Source organism: Saprospira grandis DSM 2844, assembly GCF_000275825.1.
In the GTDB taxonomy this organism is placed as follows: Bacteria; Bacteroidota; Bacteroidia; order Chitinophagales; family Saprospiraceae; genus Saprospira; species Saprospira grandis_A.
The window spans coordinates 598,292-616,422 of record NZ_JH719942.1 but is presented as its reverse complement, the minus strand read 5'-3'; the positions used below and the strand labels follow the sequence as shown (position 1 = coordinate 616,422).

The following is an 18,131-nucleotide window of genomic DNA, read 5'->3' as shown; positions in this document are numbered from 1 at the left end:
TTGTTGGTCTATGTCTTAGCGTTGGACCGTACTTTTATATTCTTGTTGGAACTGTTCCCAGGGGGTTTCTTTGTAGTGATCCTCGGCCAAATAATGCAAAATAGTATCAAAAATACCGACCTCTAGATAGCCCGGAATGCGTTGAATCAGCTGAAAGTCCTCATTGAGAAAAACCACTGTAGGGTAGCTCATTTTGCCATCTAGCAAAACGGCGGCCAGTTGGTGGTAGCCTCTGCGGCCTTGGGGAATATACTTAAAGGTATTGCCCGCAAAAAGAATATCTTTTCGGTATTCGGCATCTAGTTTTACGGGATAAAAGTTGGTATTGAGATAGGCCGAAATTTCTTTTTGCTGAAAGGTATTTTTATCCATTCGCTTACACCAGCTGCACCAATCTGTATAAATATCAATAAAGATTTTTTTGCCTTTGTGGCCGGCGGCCTTATCGGCTTGGAGTTGAGCAACGGCCTGCTCATAAGTCATCCAATTGACATTAGACAAAGGGTTTTCTTCTTCGGTTTCCTCGCTTTCTCCTCTAAAGCTTTTCAGCTCAAAGGTGGCGCTATCGGCAGATTTAGAACTAAGGTTTTGGGGCGTACTGGAGCTACAAGCGAGGTAGATTCCAGAAATAGAAAGAACTAGAGTGGTGGCAATTCTGAACATATAACAAATTATATTTTATAGACAGCTTGCTGTCTTAATTGGGGGAGGACAAGACTATTGGAGCAATAGTTTTGTTTGCTGACAACACAAGAACGCAAGAGTTTTGCCCTTAGATGAATGTCCCGCAAGCTTTTGTTTATATTTAACAGAGCTCAAGATTAACAAAAGAAAGGCCAATAACAAAGCCCCCTTTTCTCTATCCTGAAAAAAGGGGGCTTTCCAAAAGTAGCCAAGCTTACTTTTTGGTCCGCTCATATTGGTTCATGAACATAGCCGTATGCGCCAAAAAACGCTGGTCGGTAAATTTCTCTGCCAAGGTCTTATTAAGGAGCTCCTTGCTGCTATCTTCCATGGGCTTTTGCTCTAGGGCAGTCACCACATCAGCATCCAAACGAGTCTTTAGTTTGCTCCAGTAAGACTTTACATGAGGGTTAATCATGCTGCCATTAAACTGCTTATTAAATTCCATCAAAAGGATATCTACCAACTGTTCTAGGTCCTTTGTATAATCGGCCATTATTTTAAATTTATGGGATAAATGAGAAATAGTGTTTAAAATCAGTTGCTAAAACTACAATCTATTTCCAAATTTTCAAAACGCATAGGGGCAAAAAAAGTGAGCAGCTACTTTCCCCAAAGTAGCTGCTCTGTAATCCCCATGATTTACCCCAAACTTAATTGAAGTTAGAGCAAGTATTTCCTTTTGCTCTATTGCAAATTTACAGCAAGAAAATCCTTTTTTTCTAGGCCATTTGGGCAAAGACTAAATTTAGGTAAAATACTTATTTCCCAATTTGTTCGCCCATCCGAACCGCAGTTTCCATCCCTCTGCGGCTATTTTCCAATAAATCCGCACTCAATTCAAATTGCCCCGGCTCTAAAAGCATGACCACCGTAGAGCCCCCAAAGGCAAAATAACCCATTTCTTGCCCTTTCTCTAACTGGGCATTGGGCGGATAACTAAAATGAATGCTGCCCACCATGGTCGCCCCCACCGGAGCCAGCAAAATATCGCCCCGATCAGCTGTTTTTAGAATACTATAGGCCCTTTTGTTTTCACAAAATACCTTCACAAAATTCCTCGCCAAAGCATAAGGCGAAACCGAATAATATCTCCCCAAAATCTGCTGGGCCTCCTCGGCCTGCCCCGCATAGGGAAAATGATAGCGATGATAATCATGCGGCGCCAAGCGAATGATCAATAAACTCCCCTTGGCATAACGCTCGGCCAAAATCTCATCGCCCAAAAAACGCTTCAAATTAAAGGCCTGCCCCTTCACAAAAAAAGCACGCAGCTCATCAATATGCTCAAAAGCAAGCAGTTTGCCATCGGCCGGAGAAACCAAACCCTCCCCAATAGGCCGAGCCGAAGGATGCAATTTGCGACAAAAAAAGGCATTGAAGTTCTCAAATTCTTCCACTGTTCGCAACGCCTCACTCATATCAATATGATAAGCAGCCACAAAATCCGCAATCTTTTTCGCCGATTTCTCCTTGTCCATCCGCCGACCATACCAAGCCGACAAAAATTTCCTGCGCACCAATAACTCTAAGGGCAGTTTGCCCAACGGACTCTGATACAAAAACCGAATGTATTTCTCCGCCGGTGGCCGCTCCTCACAAAGCGCTCCCGTTTTGCGGTCTATATATTGTATTCCTTGCATGCTCTCTTTTTTTGACTATTATTTATCTTTTGGGGCCTCCGCCTCCCTTCGGTCGTCGGCGCTACGTTTTGCAGCTCGCAAGTCTGCTCGGCCCTGCGGCAGCAGAGCTGCCTAGGTCTGCGGCTGCGCCGCACTGCTCCACATCGCTAGGCCTGCGGCGGCTTCGCCGCCTGCTTTCTCCAATTACAGCAAATCGCCTTATGAAATTACTCCTCCCTTTTGTGTTCTTTTTTCTCCCTTTTTGCCTTTTAGCCCAAGTAGAGGACCTACAACAGCAAGCTCGGCAAAAATGGAGCTTGGGCCAAGAAAAAAAAGCTTTTTTTCTGGCCCACAAAGCCCTCAATGCCACTAAAGATCAAGTCAATTCGGCCCACTACACTAGCCTGCTGCTGCTCTTTGATTTACATCTGCAGTCGGGCCATCTCGAACAAGCCCGACAGTATGGCACCTTAGCCCTACAACTCAATGAACAAGCAGGCTTCCGCCTGGGTTCAAGCCATTTTCTCTATAAGCAATTGGCCCGCTTAGAACAACTAGATGGCCAATATGAAGCCGCCGAGCTATTCCTGATGCAAGCCCAAGAACAACTCCCGCCCTTGCTCGGCCCGCCTAGCCTCGACCGCCTGCAGCTCTTGGCCCAATTGGCCGAAATCTACCAGCTCAAAGGACAGTTGCTGGCCGCTCAGCGAATTTATGACAAAATTTTGCAGCAAAAAAATATCCCCCTAAGAGAAAATCTCCAATGGCGCTATGCCGCCGCTATCTTGGCCCAAAAAAATAAGAAAGGCCAAAAGGCCGAAAGACTGCTCCAAGAAGCCTTAGCCCTTACTGGCCCCAGCACCGCCTACCAAAGCGAAGTCCTAAAGGCCGCCCTAGCCAAAAATGCCTGGAAAATGGGAAAAACCGCTCTGGCCCAAAAACGCTATGAACAACTTTACCAAAATCGAAAAAAAAAATTGGGCCAAGATCATCCGCTCACACTAAGCCTAGCCGGAGAAATGGCCTACTTCTATGAACGTCAAGGCCAATTGAACCAAAGCGAAACCCTTATGCAGCTTTATATCCAAAACCTGATCCAAGAGATTGATGAGTTGGCCCAATATAGTAGCTACCAAGAGTTTTTGAGGCTCCAACAAAGCTTAACCCCCGAAATTAACCGCTTTATGGCTTGGGTGGCCAGACATCCCCAACAAAAATGGCTCAAATGCCTAGCCCAACTCCAATTAGCCGCCCAAGCTAGGGGCCAAGCAGAGGCCACAGCCTTCAAACAAGCCCTAAAATCCCTAAGGTCGCCCCACTTAATAGACCTCAAAATGGATTGGGCCGAAGCCGTAGATAAACTGGCCCAAAGCTATCGCCTCAGTAAAAAAAAAGCGGCCCACCGCTTCCAACAAGCCGAACAAAAAGCAGCCGTAAAAGCCCTAGAAAAAGAACTAAAGGCCGCCCTTCGCCAAAATGATATTCCCTTTTTAGCCCAAAATTATACCCTAGAACAACTGCAAGCCCAATTAGATAGCTCCGAAATAGCCATCAGTATTCTACACTATCAAGACCATAATGGCCAAGATTGGCTAAGCAATGCTAAGTTTGCCGCCCTGATCTTTAGCCAAGATAGCCTGCTCATTTGGCAAGAGCTCTGCACAGAAAAAGCCATGCAGGCCGTCTTGTCACATATTTTTACACTCAAAACAATTAGCGATGTTAATCGCAGCTATTTGTCTATTCCCGGACTAAGCCAATTATTAGATAAAAAGCTTTGGCAACCCCTGCGCCCACATCTAGGGACTAAAAACCGCCTGCACCTCCAATTACCCGCCATCTTACAGGCTCTCTCTTTTGAAGCCATTCAGCAAAGCCATAATGAACGTTATCTCATAGAAGACTATGAACTACATTATTATAGTAGCTTTCATAAATTAAAAAAACGACCCCGAACTTTTGCCCGCAAACAAGCCTTTTTAATGGGGGGCGTGGATTTTGGCCTCAAACCCAAACACAGCCCCTGGCTGCCTTGGAACCCCCTGCCCGCTAGCCTAGAAGAAGTAGAGGATTTAGAAGTAGCCCTATATAATGCAGGCTGGGAAACTGATCAATTGACCAGCGGCTCGGCCAATGAAGTGCGCTTTTTAGAATTGCTGCAAGAAAAGCGTTTTCGCCTGATCCACCTAGCCACTCATGCCTACTTTTTTGAACGCCCAAAAGAAGGCGATGAAGACAGAATTTTCTTTGAAGAAAGCAGCCGCGAACTCAGCCTAGAAAAACAACTGATCCAAGAAGAAGAACAAGCCCTTATGCGCTCGGGTTTGGTCTTTGCCGGGGCCAACCTGAGCTGGCAAGGCCCCGCTAGTCGCGCTATGGCCGAAGCCGACGGCATTCTCACCGCCCTCGATTTACTCAGCCTAGAGCTAGAAGGCTGCGAACTGCTGGTCCTCTCTGCCTGCCAAACGGCCCTAGGCCAAACCAGTAGCCAAGAGGGCCTGCTAGGCCTACCCACCGCTTTTCAGCAAGCGGGGGTAGACTATTTTATGGGCAGCCGCTGGAGCGTGAACGACCAAGTTACCGCCCTTTTTATGGAGCTGTTTTATGAGGCTTACCTAAGAGGAGATTCGCCCCCCAGCGCTCTGCGAAAAGCCCAATTGGCCCTGATGAAAAAAGAAAAAGGACGCTATGCTCACCCTTATTATTGGGCCGCTTTTCAGTTGTTGCGCTAGTTTGCAGGGGACAGGCGGCGAAGCCGCCGCAGGCCTAGCGATGCGAAAGGGTGGCCGTCAGGCCAGACCGAGCAGGCAAAGCCTGCGAAGGGCCGAGCGAATAGCGAGCCCTGACAACAAGGACTTTAGTCCGCAGTTCGACGACCAAAGGGAGTAACCGTAGCGCCCGCAGCTTGGCTGCGGGAGGCCCAAAAACCATAAAAAAAGAGCAGATACCTTTAACCGTATCTGCTCTATCTAATTTAAGGCTATGCTTTAGCCATTAAGCCTCGCATTCTGCTTCATTTTCATAGCTGCTGAGCGGGGGACAAGTACAAATCAGATTTTTGTCGCCATAGGCGCCATTGACCCGATGCACAGAGGCCCAAAACTTATTTCCCCGCACAAAGGGGAGGGGATAAGCGGCTTTGCTTCTCGGATAACTATGGTTCCATTCATCGGCACTGAGCTCGTGAATGGTATGTGGTGAATTGATCAAGACATTATCTTCTGCACTGGCCTCGCCACTAGCAATTTCGTCAATCTCTTTGCGAATGGCCAAAAGCGCATCGCAAAAGCGGTCTAGCTCGGCCTTATCTTCCGATTCGGTGGGCTCTATCATGATGGTGCCGGCCACCGGGAAGGAAAGGGTAGGAGCATGAAAGCCATAATCGATGAGGCGCTTGGCCACATCTTCTGCCGAAACATGTAGCTGCTTAAATTTGCGCAAATCAATGATCAATTCATGGGCCGCCCGACCTTTTTCGCCAGTATACAATACCTCATAATCTTGCTCCAAACGGGCCTTGATATAGTTGGCGGTTAGAATCGCATAGGCCGTGGCATCGGTACAACCCTGCGCGCCCAACATACGGATGTAGCCATAAGAAATGAGCAAAATACTAGCCGAGCCCCAAGGGGCTGCAGCCACCGCTTTGGTGCCTTGGGCTCCACCTACCTGATCAGAAATATAGTGTTTGGGCAAGAAAGGCTTGAGCTTATCATTGACGCAGATGGGGCCCATGCCAGGTCCACCTCCCCCATGCGGAATCGCAAAGGTTTTGTGCAAGTTCAAATGGCAAACATCGGCACCAATGAGGCCCGGAGCAGTGAGGCCCACCTGCGCATTCATATTGGCCCCATCCATATAGACCAGCCCGCCGCAATCGTGAATCTTTTGGCAAATCTCCTGAATGGCCGTCTCAAATACTCCATGCGTAGAGGGATAAGTGACCATTAGGCAAGAGAGCTGATCCTTGTATTTGTCGGCCTTTTTATTGAGGTCCTCCACATCAATATTGCCCTTCTCATCGCATTTTACCACCACGACCTTCATGCCGGCCATGACCGCAGAGGCGGGGTTGGTGCCATGGGCTGAAGAGGGAATCAAGGCGATCTTCCGCTGCGATTGCCCATGGGCCAAATGATAGGCCCGAATACTGAGCAAACCACTGTATTCTCCCTGAGCCCCAGAGTTAGACTGTAGCGAACAGGCCGTGAATCCAGTAATATCAGATAAATAACGCTCCAACTCATCAAAGATTTGCAGATAGCCCTCCGCCTGATCTAAGGGCGCAAATGGGTGCATCTGACTAAAGGCAGGCCAAGAAACGGGAATCAATTCGCTGGCCGCATTCAATTTCATGGTACATGACCCCAAAGAAATCATAGAGTGCACCAAAGACAAATCTTTATTTTCCAAGCGCTTGATATAACGCATCATTTGGCTCTCTGACTGATAGCTATTAAAGACCGGATGCTGCAAATAAGCTGTTTCTCTTTGAAGCTGGCTAGGAATTTTAGGCGAGGCAAAAGCAGCCGCATAACGCTTGGCCAATTGCTCGGCTGTAGCCTCCGATTTTTGTCCCTTGAGTTGGGCAAATACATGAACCAATTGGGCAATGTCTTCTAGCTTAGTGCTTTCGTCTACCGAAATTTGCACATAACGGCCCATATCATAAAATAAGTTGATTTCTTGGGCCAAAGCCAATTCTCGCAGCTTATCCTGCTCGGCTTTCTCCAAGACATCAATTCGCAAGGTATCAAAATAGGCTTTGTTTAGTTGCTGAAAGCCCAAACGGCTCAATTCGGCCTCTAAAACCTGCGCATGTCGATGAATATTCTCGGCAATTTTACGAATCCCATTAGGTCCGTGATAAACGGCATACATACTCGCCATAATGGCCAACAAAGCCTGGGCGGTACAGATATTAGAGGTGGCCTTATCTCTACGAATATGCTGCTCTCTGGTTTGTAGAGCCATCCGCAAAGCAGGCTGCCCTTTTTGGTCCAAAGACATCCCAATAATGCGGCCCGGAATCTGACGGACAAACTCCTCTTTGGTCGCAAAATAAGCCGCATGAGGTCCACCAAAACCCATAGGCACCCCAAAGCGCTGCGTATTGCCCACTACGGCATCTGCCCCCCATTCTCCAGGGGCTTTCAATAAGGCGAGGCTCATCAAATCGGCGGCTACAATGACATAAATGCCCGCGGCTTTGGCCCGCTCTACCGTCGCTTGAAGGTCCTTGACCTCTCCTCTAGAGTTGGGGTATTGCAATAAAATTGCAAAGATTTCGGGGTCCTTAAAGCGCATGCGATCCGGATCGGCCACGGCAATTTCTATCCCCAAAGGCTCGGCTCTGGTCTTGAGTACGTCTAGGGTCTGCGGATAAATTTCTCGGCTAACCAAAAGCTGGTTGGCTGGATTTTTCTTGTTTTTCCGATTCTTAATTCCATAAAACATCGTCATGGCCTCAGCCGCCGCAGTGGCTTCATCCAACAAAGAGGCATTGGCTACGGGCAAGGCCGTCAAATCACTGACCATCGTCTGATAGTTCAGCAAAGCCTCCAAACGCCCCTGGGCAATCTCTGCCTGATAGGGCGTATATTGGGTGTACCATCCCGGATTCTCAAAGATGTTACGCAAAATGACATTGGGCGTCAGCGTATGATAATAGCCCTGACCAATATAGCTTTTGTATAGCTTGTTTTTGGCGGCAATTTCTTTGAGCTCGGCCAAATAGTCCGATTCAGAAAGGGCCGCAGGCAGTTGCAAGGGCGTTGCTCTTCTAATGTTTTCAGGGATAGTCTCCGCAATAAGGGCCTCTAAAGAGGGAAGGCCAATTTGCTTCAACATATCTTGAAGCTCTGTTGCATTTGGTCCAATATGACGCTGCACAAAACGATCGGGATGCTGGAAAATAGACATCGGCGTTTAGCTTTTGAGCAAAATTAAATTTTGCCTTTTTTAAAGAGTTGAGTTGATACTTACTACTTCTTTGGTTTTTAGCTGCTTAAGTAGTCAAAGGGTAAGAACGGTTAGCTCTGCCACAAAGCTAATTTTTTTAGACTAGATTCTAAACCGCTTTGCCCTAAAAAACAGATTTATCTACACAATGTTTTTTCTTTTTTTGGGGCCCGCGGCCAGCAAGGCTGGCCGCCGCTATGCTGCGGGGCTCGCTGTTACTTGCTTCGCTGCGTCGGCTCCCGTTGGTCGGGTCGCTCGGCCCTTCGCTTTTCGCTGCGCTCAAAGCTCGGTCTGGCCTTCGGCCACCCCTCCGCAGCGCTGGGCCTTTGGCCTTCGGCCATTAGTGCAGCTGGAAACCCGCAGCCTGATGAGGAGCCAACAAGACTGCTGGCGGCCTTTTGTACAGAGGGACTCCAATTGTTAGGGAGTTGTTAAAAGTGGAGATAATGTAACAAAATGAAAAAAGGCAAAAGTTAGGTCTGGCTGCTAGCCGAGTAGGTCTGGCTGCTAGCTGGGTGGGGTCTGGCTGCCAGGACTGTTCAGGATTTTGTGTATTAGAATAAAATTTGGGCCTTTAGCTGGCTAGGATTTGGCCAATAGTCGCCTAGGGACAGCCCCTAGGCTAATCCAATGGAGTCAGCCCTAAAGGGCCTCAAAGGCTTATATACATGCCCTTGCTAAGTAGTTATTTCAAAGAAGGACCTCATCCAAAGGCCCTCTTTAGAGGGCTGTCTAAAAAAGCTAGCCTAGGGGCTTGTCCCTAGGCCGCAAAAAGGAGAAACACAAAATTTTCAACAGACGCTTATTTTTCTCCCCCATAGCTAGGGCTATGCCTTTAAAAAATGCCTTGACAAGCCTGAAATTTTATCAAAGAATGGCCGAAAAGTTAAATTTATGAGGGTTTCAACCCTCATCTATATATCATTGCGAAGCAATATCATTTTGCTGTAGGTTTCAACCTACAGTATCGGCCTAGGGGCCTGAAAGGGGGCGGCGCAGCCGCAGACCAAGGAGCCGAAGGCGACGCAGGGCCGAGCAGACCTGCGAGCCCTGAAAGGGCCCGGCCGCCGAAGGCGGCAGGCCCCAAAAAAAACAATAAAAAAAGCCATCCCTACAACTAGGAATGGCTTTTCGTTAAGGCTTAATGCTCAAACTGTAACTTGGCCAGTTGTTGATAAACCCCATCTTCTTTTTGGCTGAGCTCTTGGTGGTTGCCCTGCTCAATGATTTCGCCATGTTCTAAAACATAAATGCGGTCCACCTCTCGAATGGTGGCCAAGCGGTGGGCAATAATGATTGAGCTGCGGCCCTGCATGAGGGTATTGAGGGCCTCCTGGACCAGCCGCTCAGATTCGGCATCTAGGGCCGAGGTGGCCTCATCTAGAAGCAAAATTTTGGGGTCCTTCAGAATAGCCCGAGCAATGGCAATCCGTTGGCGCTGCCCGCCCGAAAGCGTGATCCCCCTTTCGCCCACAATAGTATCTAAGCCCTCTGGAAACTGCTGGATGAACTCCCAAGCATTGGCTTTTTTGGCCGCTTCAATGAGTTCTTCCTTGCTGGCGCTTAGCTTTCCGTAGGCAATGTTTTCTCGAATTGTTCCGCCAAACATCATCACTTCCTGAGGCACAATGGCCATATTCTGGCGCAATTGGCTCAGGTTATAGCCACTAATATCTTGGCCATCTATCAGGATTTTTCCCTGCTGTTGTTGGTAGTAGCGCAGCAAGAGCTGCACAATAGTTGATTTTCCGGCCCCAGAACTACCCACTAGGGCCACTTTTTCGCCTGCGGCCAACTCAAAGTTGATATTTTTGAGCACCTGAATATCAGGCCGAGAAGGATAGCTAAAGGCGAGCTGCTCAAAGCGAATATTCCCCTGAAGTCGAAGCTCGCCCTCTGGCGCCTCAGCGGCTATTTCGGTATCTTGCTCCAAAATATCTAGAATGCGCTCCGAGGCCCCCACGGCCCGCACCAACTGCTCGTAGAAGTTCCCCAAGCTAAAGAGCGAACCGCCCAAAAGAGCTGTATAGGTAATAAATTGGACAAAGTCGTCAGAGTGAAATCCATTGGGGTCGGCCTCGTCAATCATGCTCGCCCCGATCCAAAGAATGAAGAAGATGGCCCCAAAAAGGACCGCAATGATAAAGGCAATGAACAGTCCCCGAACTCGAGCAAAACGCAGGGAAATCTGCACCACATTATCTACCGAGCGACCATAGCGTTTCCGTTCAAACCACTCTGAGGTAAAGGCCTTGACCACCGCAATGGCCGAAAGCGTTTCGTCTAAAATCACATTGGTCGCGGCCAATTCATCTTGGCGGTTTTTAGACAGTTTGCGAATGTAACGGCCAAAGACCATCGCAATGATAATAACCACCGGAAAGGTCCCCAGCATAATTAAGGTCAGCTTGGGGGCAATAACGGCAATAAAACTCAAGCCACCAATCAAGATAATGAGCTGCCGAATAAATTCGGCCAAGGTAATCGAGATAGCATCTTGTAGTTGCTGCACATCGGTGGTGGCCCGGCTAGAGAGCTCGCCCACTCGGCGCTGCTCAAAAAAGTGAATCGGCTGTCGAACCAGTTGGCTGTATAGGTCTTTCCGAATATCGGCCATCGATTTTTCACTCACATAGGTAATGAGCAGGGTGCGGATATAAGAAAAGCTCGCCTGAGAGATTAGCAAGGCCAAAAGTAACCAACCAATACTATTAAAGGTAAGGCCATAGGCCGCCTCACGGTCGGGGTCGGCAATGGCAAGTAGCTCTCCAGCAGCCCAAGGGAAAACCAAAAAGACAGAGCTACCCAGCATGAGCAAAATGAGCGAAAGCCCAAAAGCTGTACGATAAGGCTTAATGTAAGCAAGTAGTTTGAAGGCCCGCTTGAGCCCATCTTTTTTGAGTTTTTTTTGCCCTTTTGGGGCCTGATCATCTTGTTTAGACATTGTTCATTTCTTCTTACTGGCCCAAAAATAGGCTGTTAAGGCGCAAAAGTAACAGTTTTTTCAACAATAAGCAGGAGGAAGGGTTGGCTAAAATTTCCATATTTATGTCATTTTTTGGCCAAAAAAAAGGCAAAACAACTGTGGTTGCCTTGCCCTTGCCTTTATTCCTTTGGCGCTTTTACATCCGCCAAAATCAATAGCTCTACCTTTTCTTGAGGCAGATTTGTTTTGAGTGTGATGGTTTTTCGCTGCAGGCCTTTTTTGCCTTTGCTATTAAATACCACCTTGATTTTGCCCCTTTCGGCTGTTTCTAAGGCCTTTTTTGGATATTCGGGCACAATACAACCACAGCTCCCTTTGGCATTAAAAATTTGCAGGGGCATATTGCCCGTATTCTGAAACTCAAACTCAAATTCTACTTTTTGCCCCGCTTCTAGCTCGCCAAAATCATAGACCGTTTGCACAAATTCCATTTTTGGGCGGGGAATAGCCTGCTCCAAAGCCGCAATTTTCTCTTCTTTCAAGAGCAGCTCCCGATTCATCTTTTTTGTCAAGCTCTCTAGGGCCAAAAGCCTAGCCATCATAGAGTCTTGGCGGGCAATGCTGTTGTTTAGGGCCTCTTGCAGCCCCGCCTGTTGCTCCAACATCCGCAGTTGGTTCAGGCTCTCTTGTTCTAGCTTTTCAATTCGGGCCAATAACTCTTTTTTCGATTGGGCCATCAGGCTGCTGCCAGTTATACTCAATAGTAGGCAAAGCAGAAGCAGTTTCATTTGCTGCAATTTCATAGGCAATAACTATTTTTTTTATGAGATTATTTTTTTGGGGCTGCCCCGCCCTGCGGGCGGGTCGGGCTGTGTCAGGGCTCGCAGGTCTGCTCGGCCCATCGCTTTTTCGCTACGCTCAAAAGCTCGGTCTGGCCTTCGGCCCCCCTTATCCATCCCTCAGCCTGCGCGGGCTTCGCCCGCTGCTAGACCGAATAAAGGCCCAAAATAAAAAACTAAGGATTCCATTTCTTTTTGCCATAGGCATAAAGTTCTTGCAGGGCCGTACTGCCCAAAACCGCAATACAGGCCGATGTGCCCAAAGCCCCCCCATAGCCCTTGAAAAATTGACTCTGGGCAAAAAAGAGGGCCGCAAAAATTAGGGCCGAAACCAACTGGCTGGGCAAATTGGGCAAACGATGCGCCTGCGACATGCCCGCAAAACTAGCCCCAAAAAAAATAAGAGGCAACTCTTCTAACCAAAAATTACCCAAAGATTGGGGCAACAACAGCAAAAAAAGCGCTAGGCCCAAAGTTGGCAAGGCCGAAGCCAATACTGCCGAAAAATGGGCGTAGCGCTGTAGGTATAAGCTGCTGTTTTGGCCCAAAATGCTAATCAAAAAGATAAGAAAAAAGCGAATCATGGACCAAAGGTAAGCAATCGCTTAGATTTTTTGTATTCGACTAAGGCCACGGCGACCTTTTAGCCACTGACGAACCTCTAGGAGGTAGGAGCCCGCTGGCAAATCCGAAATGTTAAGCTGAATTTGGGCCGATTCGCTCTCTTGCCGCTGCACAACCTGCCCCGCCATATTATAAATGCTGATTTGGCAAGGCCCCTCGGGCAAGTCTAGCTGGACCAAATTGCTGCTCGGATTGGGGTAGGGGCGTAACTCTAGGGCATTTTCCATCTGGGCCACTGCCGTAGACTGAATAATGCTTAGGCCCCCAACAAAGGGATCGGACCATTTGGGGTCGGTATAGACATTACTGCCAGAAAGGGTAGCCAAAAAGGCGGCTAGGGCATCTTTTTGGGCCTGCGTCAAGTTTAGCTGTCCCCCTGGACCAGACAAACGAGCATCTAGGTTGCTATTGTTGGGGTTTTGAGGAACCGCATTATAATGATTGATCAGCTGCTGAAGGTTGTTGATGTTCCCATTGTGCATCAAGGGACCATTGAGCTGCCCCTGAGGATTAACAATATCTCGTAAAGAAGGCGCTCGAGTATTGGTCAAATCTGTACTCGTGCCATCTGCGGTAGCAATGATGCCGTTGTTGTTGGTCGCTGGGTCAATGTCAAATTCGGGGGCGCGGTGACAACCTTGGCAGCCTGCTCCGCCATTAGCGGGAAGCTGAATAAAGAGCTGTTTCCCTTGGTTTTCTTGGGCCGTAAAATTGCCAAAGTTCTGGTTAATATTGCCATTGGTTTGGGCCAAACCTTGGTCAAAGCGGCTATCAAAAGATTGGATAGAGCGCACAAACTGAGAGAGGGCCTCCTGCAGACGGGCTTCGGTTACAATCGTATCGCCATAAACAAAGGTAAAGAGTTGTTGGTAGCGAGGGAGTGCACTAAGGCGGCGAAGAAGAGAATCTAAATCGGGCTGTCCATTGCTGCCCGAAAAGCCCATCTCTATATGGTCCTGAATGGGTTGTGTGGTCTGCTCGGCTAAGCTCAGGGCACGTTCATCCCAAAAGAATTTTACCTCTTCGGCAAAGCGGGCATTGATGAGGCGCATAGAGTGGCGGCCCGTCAGCCCGCCATCTAAGCCTAAAGATTGTTTGGCCGTATCGCCAAAGGCAAAGGCCTGTTGGTGGCAGCTTCCACAAGAAATGCTGCTATTGGCCGAGAGCGCCTTATCATAAAACAAGACACGGCCCAAAGTAGCCACTGCATCACTCATCTGTTGGCCTGCTGGCAGATTGTCTTGCTGAATATAAGGGGGAACAGTTTGGTTGGCGTAATTGTCTAGCTGGTCCAAATTAATGGTACTAGCGCCAAGTACAAGGGCTATGAGCGCAGCCGCAAAAACAAAGGATAATCGCATAAGTTGTGGAGTAAAGGGTAAGGAAAGCGTTTAAGGGCTTTAGGATAGTGCTGATGGACAAAGGTTTAAACATTTCCTTAACAACTTAAGCCTTTTTCTAGCTAGATAAGGTTTAAATTGAGGCCCAAGTTTTTGCGCTTAGACGGAAGTAGGCCGTTGTTCTTGAAGAACAACGGCCTACTTTTTTGGGCCAAACTGGCCTTTTGTCTAGCTCGGGCGCGGTAGCGCCAGCCGGCTGAGAGATGGATAGTGGTGCGGCGTAGCCGCAGACCAAGGCGCTTTGCGCCGCAGGGCCGAGCAGGCTTGCGAGCCACGACACAGCCCGACCCGCCCGCAGGGCGGGGCAGCCCCAAATTCTAGATATTGAGTGGATTGTGATAGAACATCCAGACAAAGGCCAGGATAACCGTGGGCAACATAATGCCTCGGGTAAATTCATCGAGGCGGCGGCGGTTGGCCATGGCCACGGGAATCAGGTTGCCACAGATGGCAATCAGGTGGAGCGTGCTGTCCTTAAAGCCGGGCCAAGCCGTGGCATAGGTATCGAGCATTCCTGATTGTAGTAGAGTTTTATTGATGGCAAAGACGAGGGCAAAGCTAATGAGGGGCGTAATGAGTCCCCAAGCCAAGCCATATACCAATTGATCTTTAAACAGTTGCATAGCTTATACTTCTTCCAGAAATTTGAGATAATTTAGAGCGGGATAGGCCGTGAGGTCGTGCATAGAGGGCACCACAGAAACGTAGCCATTTTCTAGGGCGCAAACGTCGGCATTTTCGTCTTCTTTGGCTAGGGTAAACTTGCCTGTGAGCCAGTAGTAAGTGCGGCCCATGGGGTCGGTATTTTCCAAAAAGTCTTCGGCCCAATGCCCCTCTGCCTGATGGCAAACCTTAATACCTTTGATGGCATCGGCGGGCAGTTTGGGGATATTGACATTGAGGAGCAGCGTTTCTTTTAAGCCTTGTTCAAGGACCTGTTTGATAATTTTTCGGGCATAGATTTTAGCGGCTGAGAAATCGGCATCAATGTTATAGTCGAGCAGAGAAAAACCGATAGAGGGAATCCCTTCTACGGAAGCCTCCATAGCGGCGGACATGGTGCCCGAGTAAATGATATTGATGGAGGCGTTGGAGCCGTGGTTGATGCCTGAAATACAGAGGTCAATATCTTCATTTTTAAGCAAAACGTGTTTGGCCAACTTGACACAATCTACGGGGGTACCCGAGCAGGCATAGGCGGGGATATTGGGGCCAAAAATGCGTTGTTCTTTGAGGCGGAGGGGGTGTTCTAGGGTAATGGCATGCCCTTGTCCAGATTGTGGACTATCGGGGGCCACCACATAGACCTGCCCAAATTCTTGGGCCACTTCTACAAGGGCGCGGATGCCGGGGGCGCTTAGGCCGTCGTCATTGGTAACTAATATATTTAGCGACATAATTTAGGTAGCGTTTAAAAGAGTTTAGCCATTAGATATTCGTCAATGTACTCGCCATTGACTCTGGCCGAATGTTTTTTTGTGCCTTCTATTTCAAAGCCTCGTTTTTTGTAAAGGGCGACCCCTCTTTCGTTATGGGTCATGACGGTGAGTTCGAGGCGGTGGATGCCGTTTTCTTGGGACCAATCCTCTAGGGCTGCAAAGAGGGCGTTGCCCAGCCCTTGGCCCCAAAATTCTTTGAGGACCGAGATGCCAATATGCATAGCGTGTTTAATGCGCTCGCCCCGACCATAGGGGAAACTGCCCGCAATATGGCCAATGAAACGGCCACTTTCTTCTTCTACGGCCAAAAAGATGCGATGAATGCCCGTAGCCACAGCCATGCGCAGCTGAAAGCTATTCATTTGCCGCTCGCCAGGCTCTTGCAACATAAAGTTACTTTCGGCATCGGTGGTTTGCAATAGCTCAATAAAGGCCTTGGCATCTTGGGGTTTCATGGCACGGATAATATAGCCCATAGTTATTCAGATTTCTTTTTCTGTTCTTCGGGGTATTCAATGCGCACATGCTGAATGCTGCGGAGCATTTTCTTAAATACCGCCTTAATTTGATTGAGTTCTTTAAAGGTAATGTTTGTATTTTGCAATTGGCCCAGCTCTAATTTGAACTTGACAATTTTGTCTACCAATTGGTCAATATCTTGACCCGTAGGATTTTTTAAGCTTTTGGATGCCGCCTCAATGGAGTCGGCCAACATCAATATGGCTTCTTCTTTATTTCTGGGCGCTGGTCCAGGATAGGTAAAGTCGGCCGGGTCTACTTCTAAGTCCGGATTCTCCTTTTGGTACATCCGATAGAAGTATTCTACTCTTGTGCTGCCGTGATGCGTGGCAATAAAATCAACCAAAGCCCGAGGTAAACGGTATTTTCTGGCCAACTTGACCCCCTCGGTCACATGCCCAATAATTATAGCCGCACTCTCTTTATAAGTCAATTCCTCATGCGGATTATATTGGTTTTGATTCTCTATAAAGTAAGGCGGATTGAGCATTTTACCAATGTCGTGATAAAGGGCCCCAACCTTGACGAGTAGAGCGTTTCCACCTACTTCCGAGCAAGCCGCCTCGGCCAAGTTGGCCACCTGCAAGGAGTGTTGCATCGTCCCCGGCGCCTTGAGGGATAGCTCTTTGAGCAAGGGCTTGTTGAGGTCCGAAAGCTCTACCAAAGTGATTTCAGAAATGAGCCCAAAGATGCGTTCTAGTAAAGGGATCAAGGGATAGGTGAGTAGGGTCAAAAAGACGTTAAAGCTAATCCAACCCAAGTTGCCCCATTCTACGCCTTCCTCAATCAAGCGGCCATCTTCGGCCAAAACAGGCGAAAAGGCGCCTTTATGAATGAGCTCTAAGCCTAAATAACAAGCGGCATAGGCAATTCCAATATAAAGGACCGCAAAAAAGAAGTCGGTCAAATAACGGGTTTTGCGCTTGGTCAATACGGCCACCATGCCCACAATAATCTGGACCAAAATAAATTGATAGTCCAAAGACAGCAGCATACTCGCAATCAGAATGATCACAATATGTGTAAAGAGCGCCATCTGGGCCGAGAAAAAGTTCTTGATGACAATCGGCACAATGCAAAAGGGAATCAGATAAGAGCTCAACTCTGGCAATTGGTCTACCGCAAAAGAAAGGTAGGAGTAGCCTCCAATAAAGACCAAGATAAGGCTCAAATGCTGGTTGTTCTGAAAGAGCTCCGGCGAATAGGTCCGTATGAAAATACTAAAAATAGCAATCAGGGCCAAGGTCAAGAGCAGATAGCCCAAATAAATCAAAAAGCCGTTTTTGTGCTGGTTGATCTCCTGGTCGTATTTCTCTTTATAGGAGATCAGTTTGGCATAAGCCGTAGAGTCTACCAATTCATTTCGCCGAATAATCAGCTCGCCGGCCTTGACCATCCCTCTGGTCAGCGAGACATTATCAATGGCCAGGGCTTTGTTTTTGGCGGTCAAAGAGGCCTCGTAGTTAATATCGGCTTGGGCCATCAAACTGTCTAATAGGGCCAAAAGGAGCTCGGTTTGCTCCGAGCTTTGGGGCAGTTTCCCCAAGCTATCTACCACAATCTGGGCGGCCTCTCGCTGCGAAAGGAAGTCGAGGGCCTGATGCTCGCCTAGTTCTATTTGCTGCTCAATTAAGCGAAATTGCAGCTCTTTGCCCTCTGCCTGATGCTGGCTGGCCAGCTCTATGATGTGCTGCTCATAGGTTTTGGCCAGCAGACCTTGCCCCAAATCTTGGGCCTGGCTACTATCTATTAGGGCCCGAACACTATCATTCAATTGCTGGTAGCGCTGGGCAAAAGCCGTTTCAAAGCTAGCAATTTGCTCTTGGCCCAAGGCCGCATTCAAGCGGTAATAAGGCATGAAGTCTTTGGCCAAATATTCCTTTTCTTGGGCCAATAGGGTTTCCGATTTCTTAATCGGAAAGGCAAAAGGCGCTCTGAGGTCCTCATAACGCCAACTTTCTCCCGGCTCAAAGCTATAGTCCAAACGGATGTTGTTGGGAAAAAAGAGGCTAATAAATAAAACTAAAGCCCCCAACAAAACATAGCGCACAATATGCGGAATGGTTTGCAGGTATTGCTGTATCGCATTTTTCTTTTTCATAATTATTTTTTGCAGT

Annotated in this window: 13 protein-coding genes; 1 reads left to right on the top strand and 12 read right to left on the bottom strand. The window is 48.2% G+C overall.

Annotation, left to right across the window (positions count from 1 at the left end; translation table 11 throughout):
• Positions 1–15: 15 nt before the first annotated feature.
• The 3 genes from SAPGRDRAFT_RS02995 to SAPGRDRAFT_RS02980 form a co-directional block, all read right to left on the bottom strand.
• Entirely contained in the window at positions 16–663 is a 648-nt protein-coding gene (locus tag SAPGRDRAFT_RS02995; protein WP_002657102.1) for a thioredoxin family protein, read from the bottom strand.
• A gap of 235 nt (positions 664–898) precedes the next feature.
• On the bottom strand, positions 899–1,180 hold the full coding sequence (locus SAPGRDRAFT_RS02985; protein ID WP_002657100.1) for a hypothetical protein: 282 nt from the start codon (positions 1,178–1,180) through the stop codon (positions 899–901).
• 265 nt (positions 1,181–1,445) lie between these two features.
• The gene (locus SAPGRDRAFT_RS02980) at positions 1,446–2,327 is read right to left on the bottom strand and encodes a phosphatidylserine decarboxylase (RefSeq protein WP_002657098.1); all 882 of its coding nucleotides are present in this window, start codon (positions 2,325–2,327) and stop codon (positions 1,446–1,448) included.
• 200 nt (positions 2,328–2,527) lie between these two features.
• On the opposite strand from SAPGRDRAFT_RS02980, the gene SAPGRDRAFT_RS02975 reads away from it, so the two are divergent.
• Positions 2,528–5,038, top strand: coding sequence for a CHAT domain-containing protein (locus SAPGRDRAFT_RS02975; protein ID WP_002657096.1), 2,511 nt, complete (start codon positions 2,528–2,530; stop codon positions 5,036–5,038).
• Between the two features lie 262 nt (positions 5,039–5,300).
• Here the strand turns inward: SAPGRDRAFT_RS02975 and gcvP are convergent, their stop codons facing one another.
• The 9 genes from gcvP to SAPGRDRAFT_RS02925 form a co-directional block, all read right to left on the bottom strand.
• Positions 5,301–8,228, bottom strand: a complete 2,928-nt coding sequence (gcvP, locus tag SAPGRDRAFT_RS02970) for an aminomethyl-transferring glycine dehydrogenase (protein ID WP_002657093.1) — start codon at positions 8,226–8,228, stop codon at positions 5,301–5,303.
• A 1,180-nt stretch (positions 8,229–9,408) separates the two neighbouring features.
• Positions 9,409–11,211, bottom strand: coding sequence for an ABC transporter ATP-binding protein (locus tag SAPGRDRAFT_RS02960; protein ID WP_002657091.1), 1,803 nt, complete (start codon positions 11,209–11,211; stop codon positions 9,409–9,411).
• 161 nt (positions 11,212–11,372) lie between these two features.
• On the bottom strand, positions 11,373–11,996 hold the full coding sequence (locus SAPGRDRAFT_RS02955) for a DUF1573 domain-containing protein (RefSeq protein WP_002657089.1): 624 nt from the start codon (positions 11,994–11,996) through the stop codon (positions 11,373–11,375).
• Positions 11,997–12,208: 212 nt separating this feature from the next.
• Positions 12,209–12,616 (bottom strand): hypothetical protein, encoded by a 408-nt coding sequence (locus tag SAPGRDRAFT_RS02950; RefSeq protein WP_002657087.1) that lies wholly within the window; start codon positions 12,614–12,616, stop codon positions 12,209–12,211.
• Between the two features lie 21 nt (positions 12,617–12,637).
• Positions 12,638–14,017 (bottom strand): cytochrome c peroxidase, encoded by a 1,380-nt coding sequence (locus SAPGRDRAFT_RS02945; protein ID WP_002657085.1) that lies wholly within the window; start codon positions 14,015–14,017, stop codon positions 12,638–12,640.
• 356 nt (positions 14,018–14,373) lie between these two features.
• The gene (locus SAPGRDRAFT_RS22805; protein ID WP_002657082.1) at positions 14,374–14,679 is read right to left on the bottom strand and encodes a hypothetical protein; all 306 of its coding nucleotides are present in this window, start codon (positions 14,677–14,679) and stop codon (positions 14,374–14,376) included.
• A gap of 3 nt (positions 14,680–14,682) precedes the next feature.
• Entirely contained in the window at positions 14,683–15,453 is a 771-nt protein-coding gene (surE, locus tag SAPGRDRAFT_RS02935; protein ID WP_002657081.1) for a 5'/3'-nucleotidase SurE, read from the bottom strand.
• A gap of 14 nt (positions 15,454–15,467) precedes the next feature.
• On the bottom strand, positions 15,468–15,971 hold the full coding sequence (locus SAPGRDRAFT_RS02930; RefSeq protein WP_002657079.1) for a GNAT family N-acetyltransferase: 504 nt from the start codon (positions 15,969–15,971) through the stop codon (positions 15,468–15,470).
• 2 nt (positions 15,972–15,973) lie between these two features.
• The gene (locus SAPGRDRAFT_RS02925; RefSeq protein ID WP_002657077.1) at positions 15,974–18,115 is read right to left on the bottom strand and encodes an HD family phosphohydrolase; all 2,142 of its coding nucleotides are present in this window, start codon (positions 18,113–18,115) and stop codon (positions 15,974–15,976) included.
• Between the last annotated feature and the right edge of the window lie 16 nt (positions 18,116–18,131).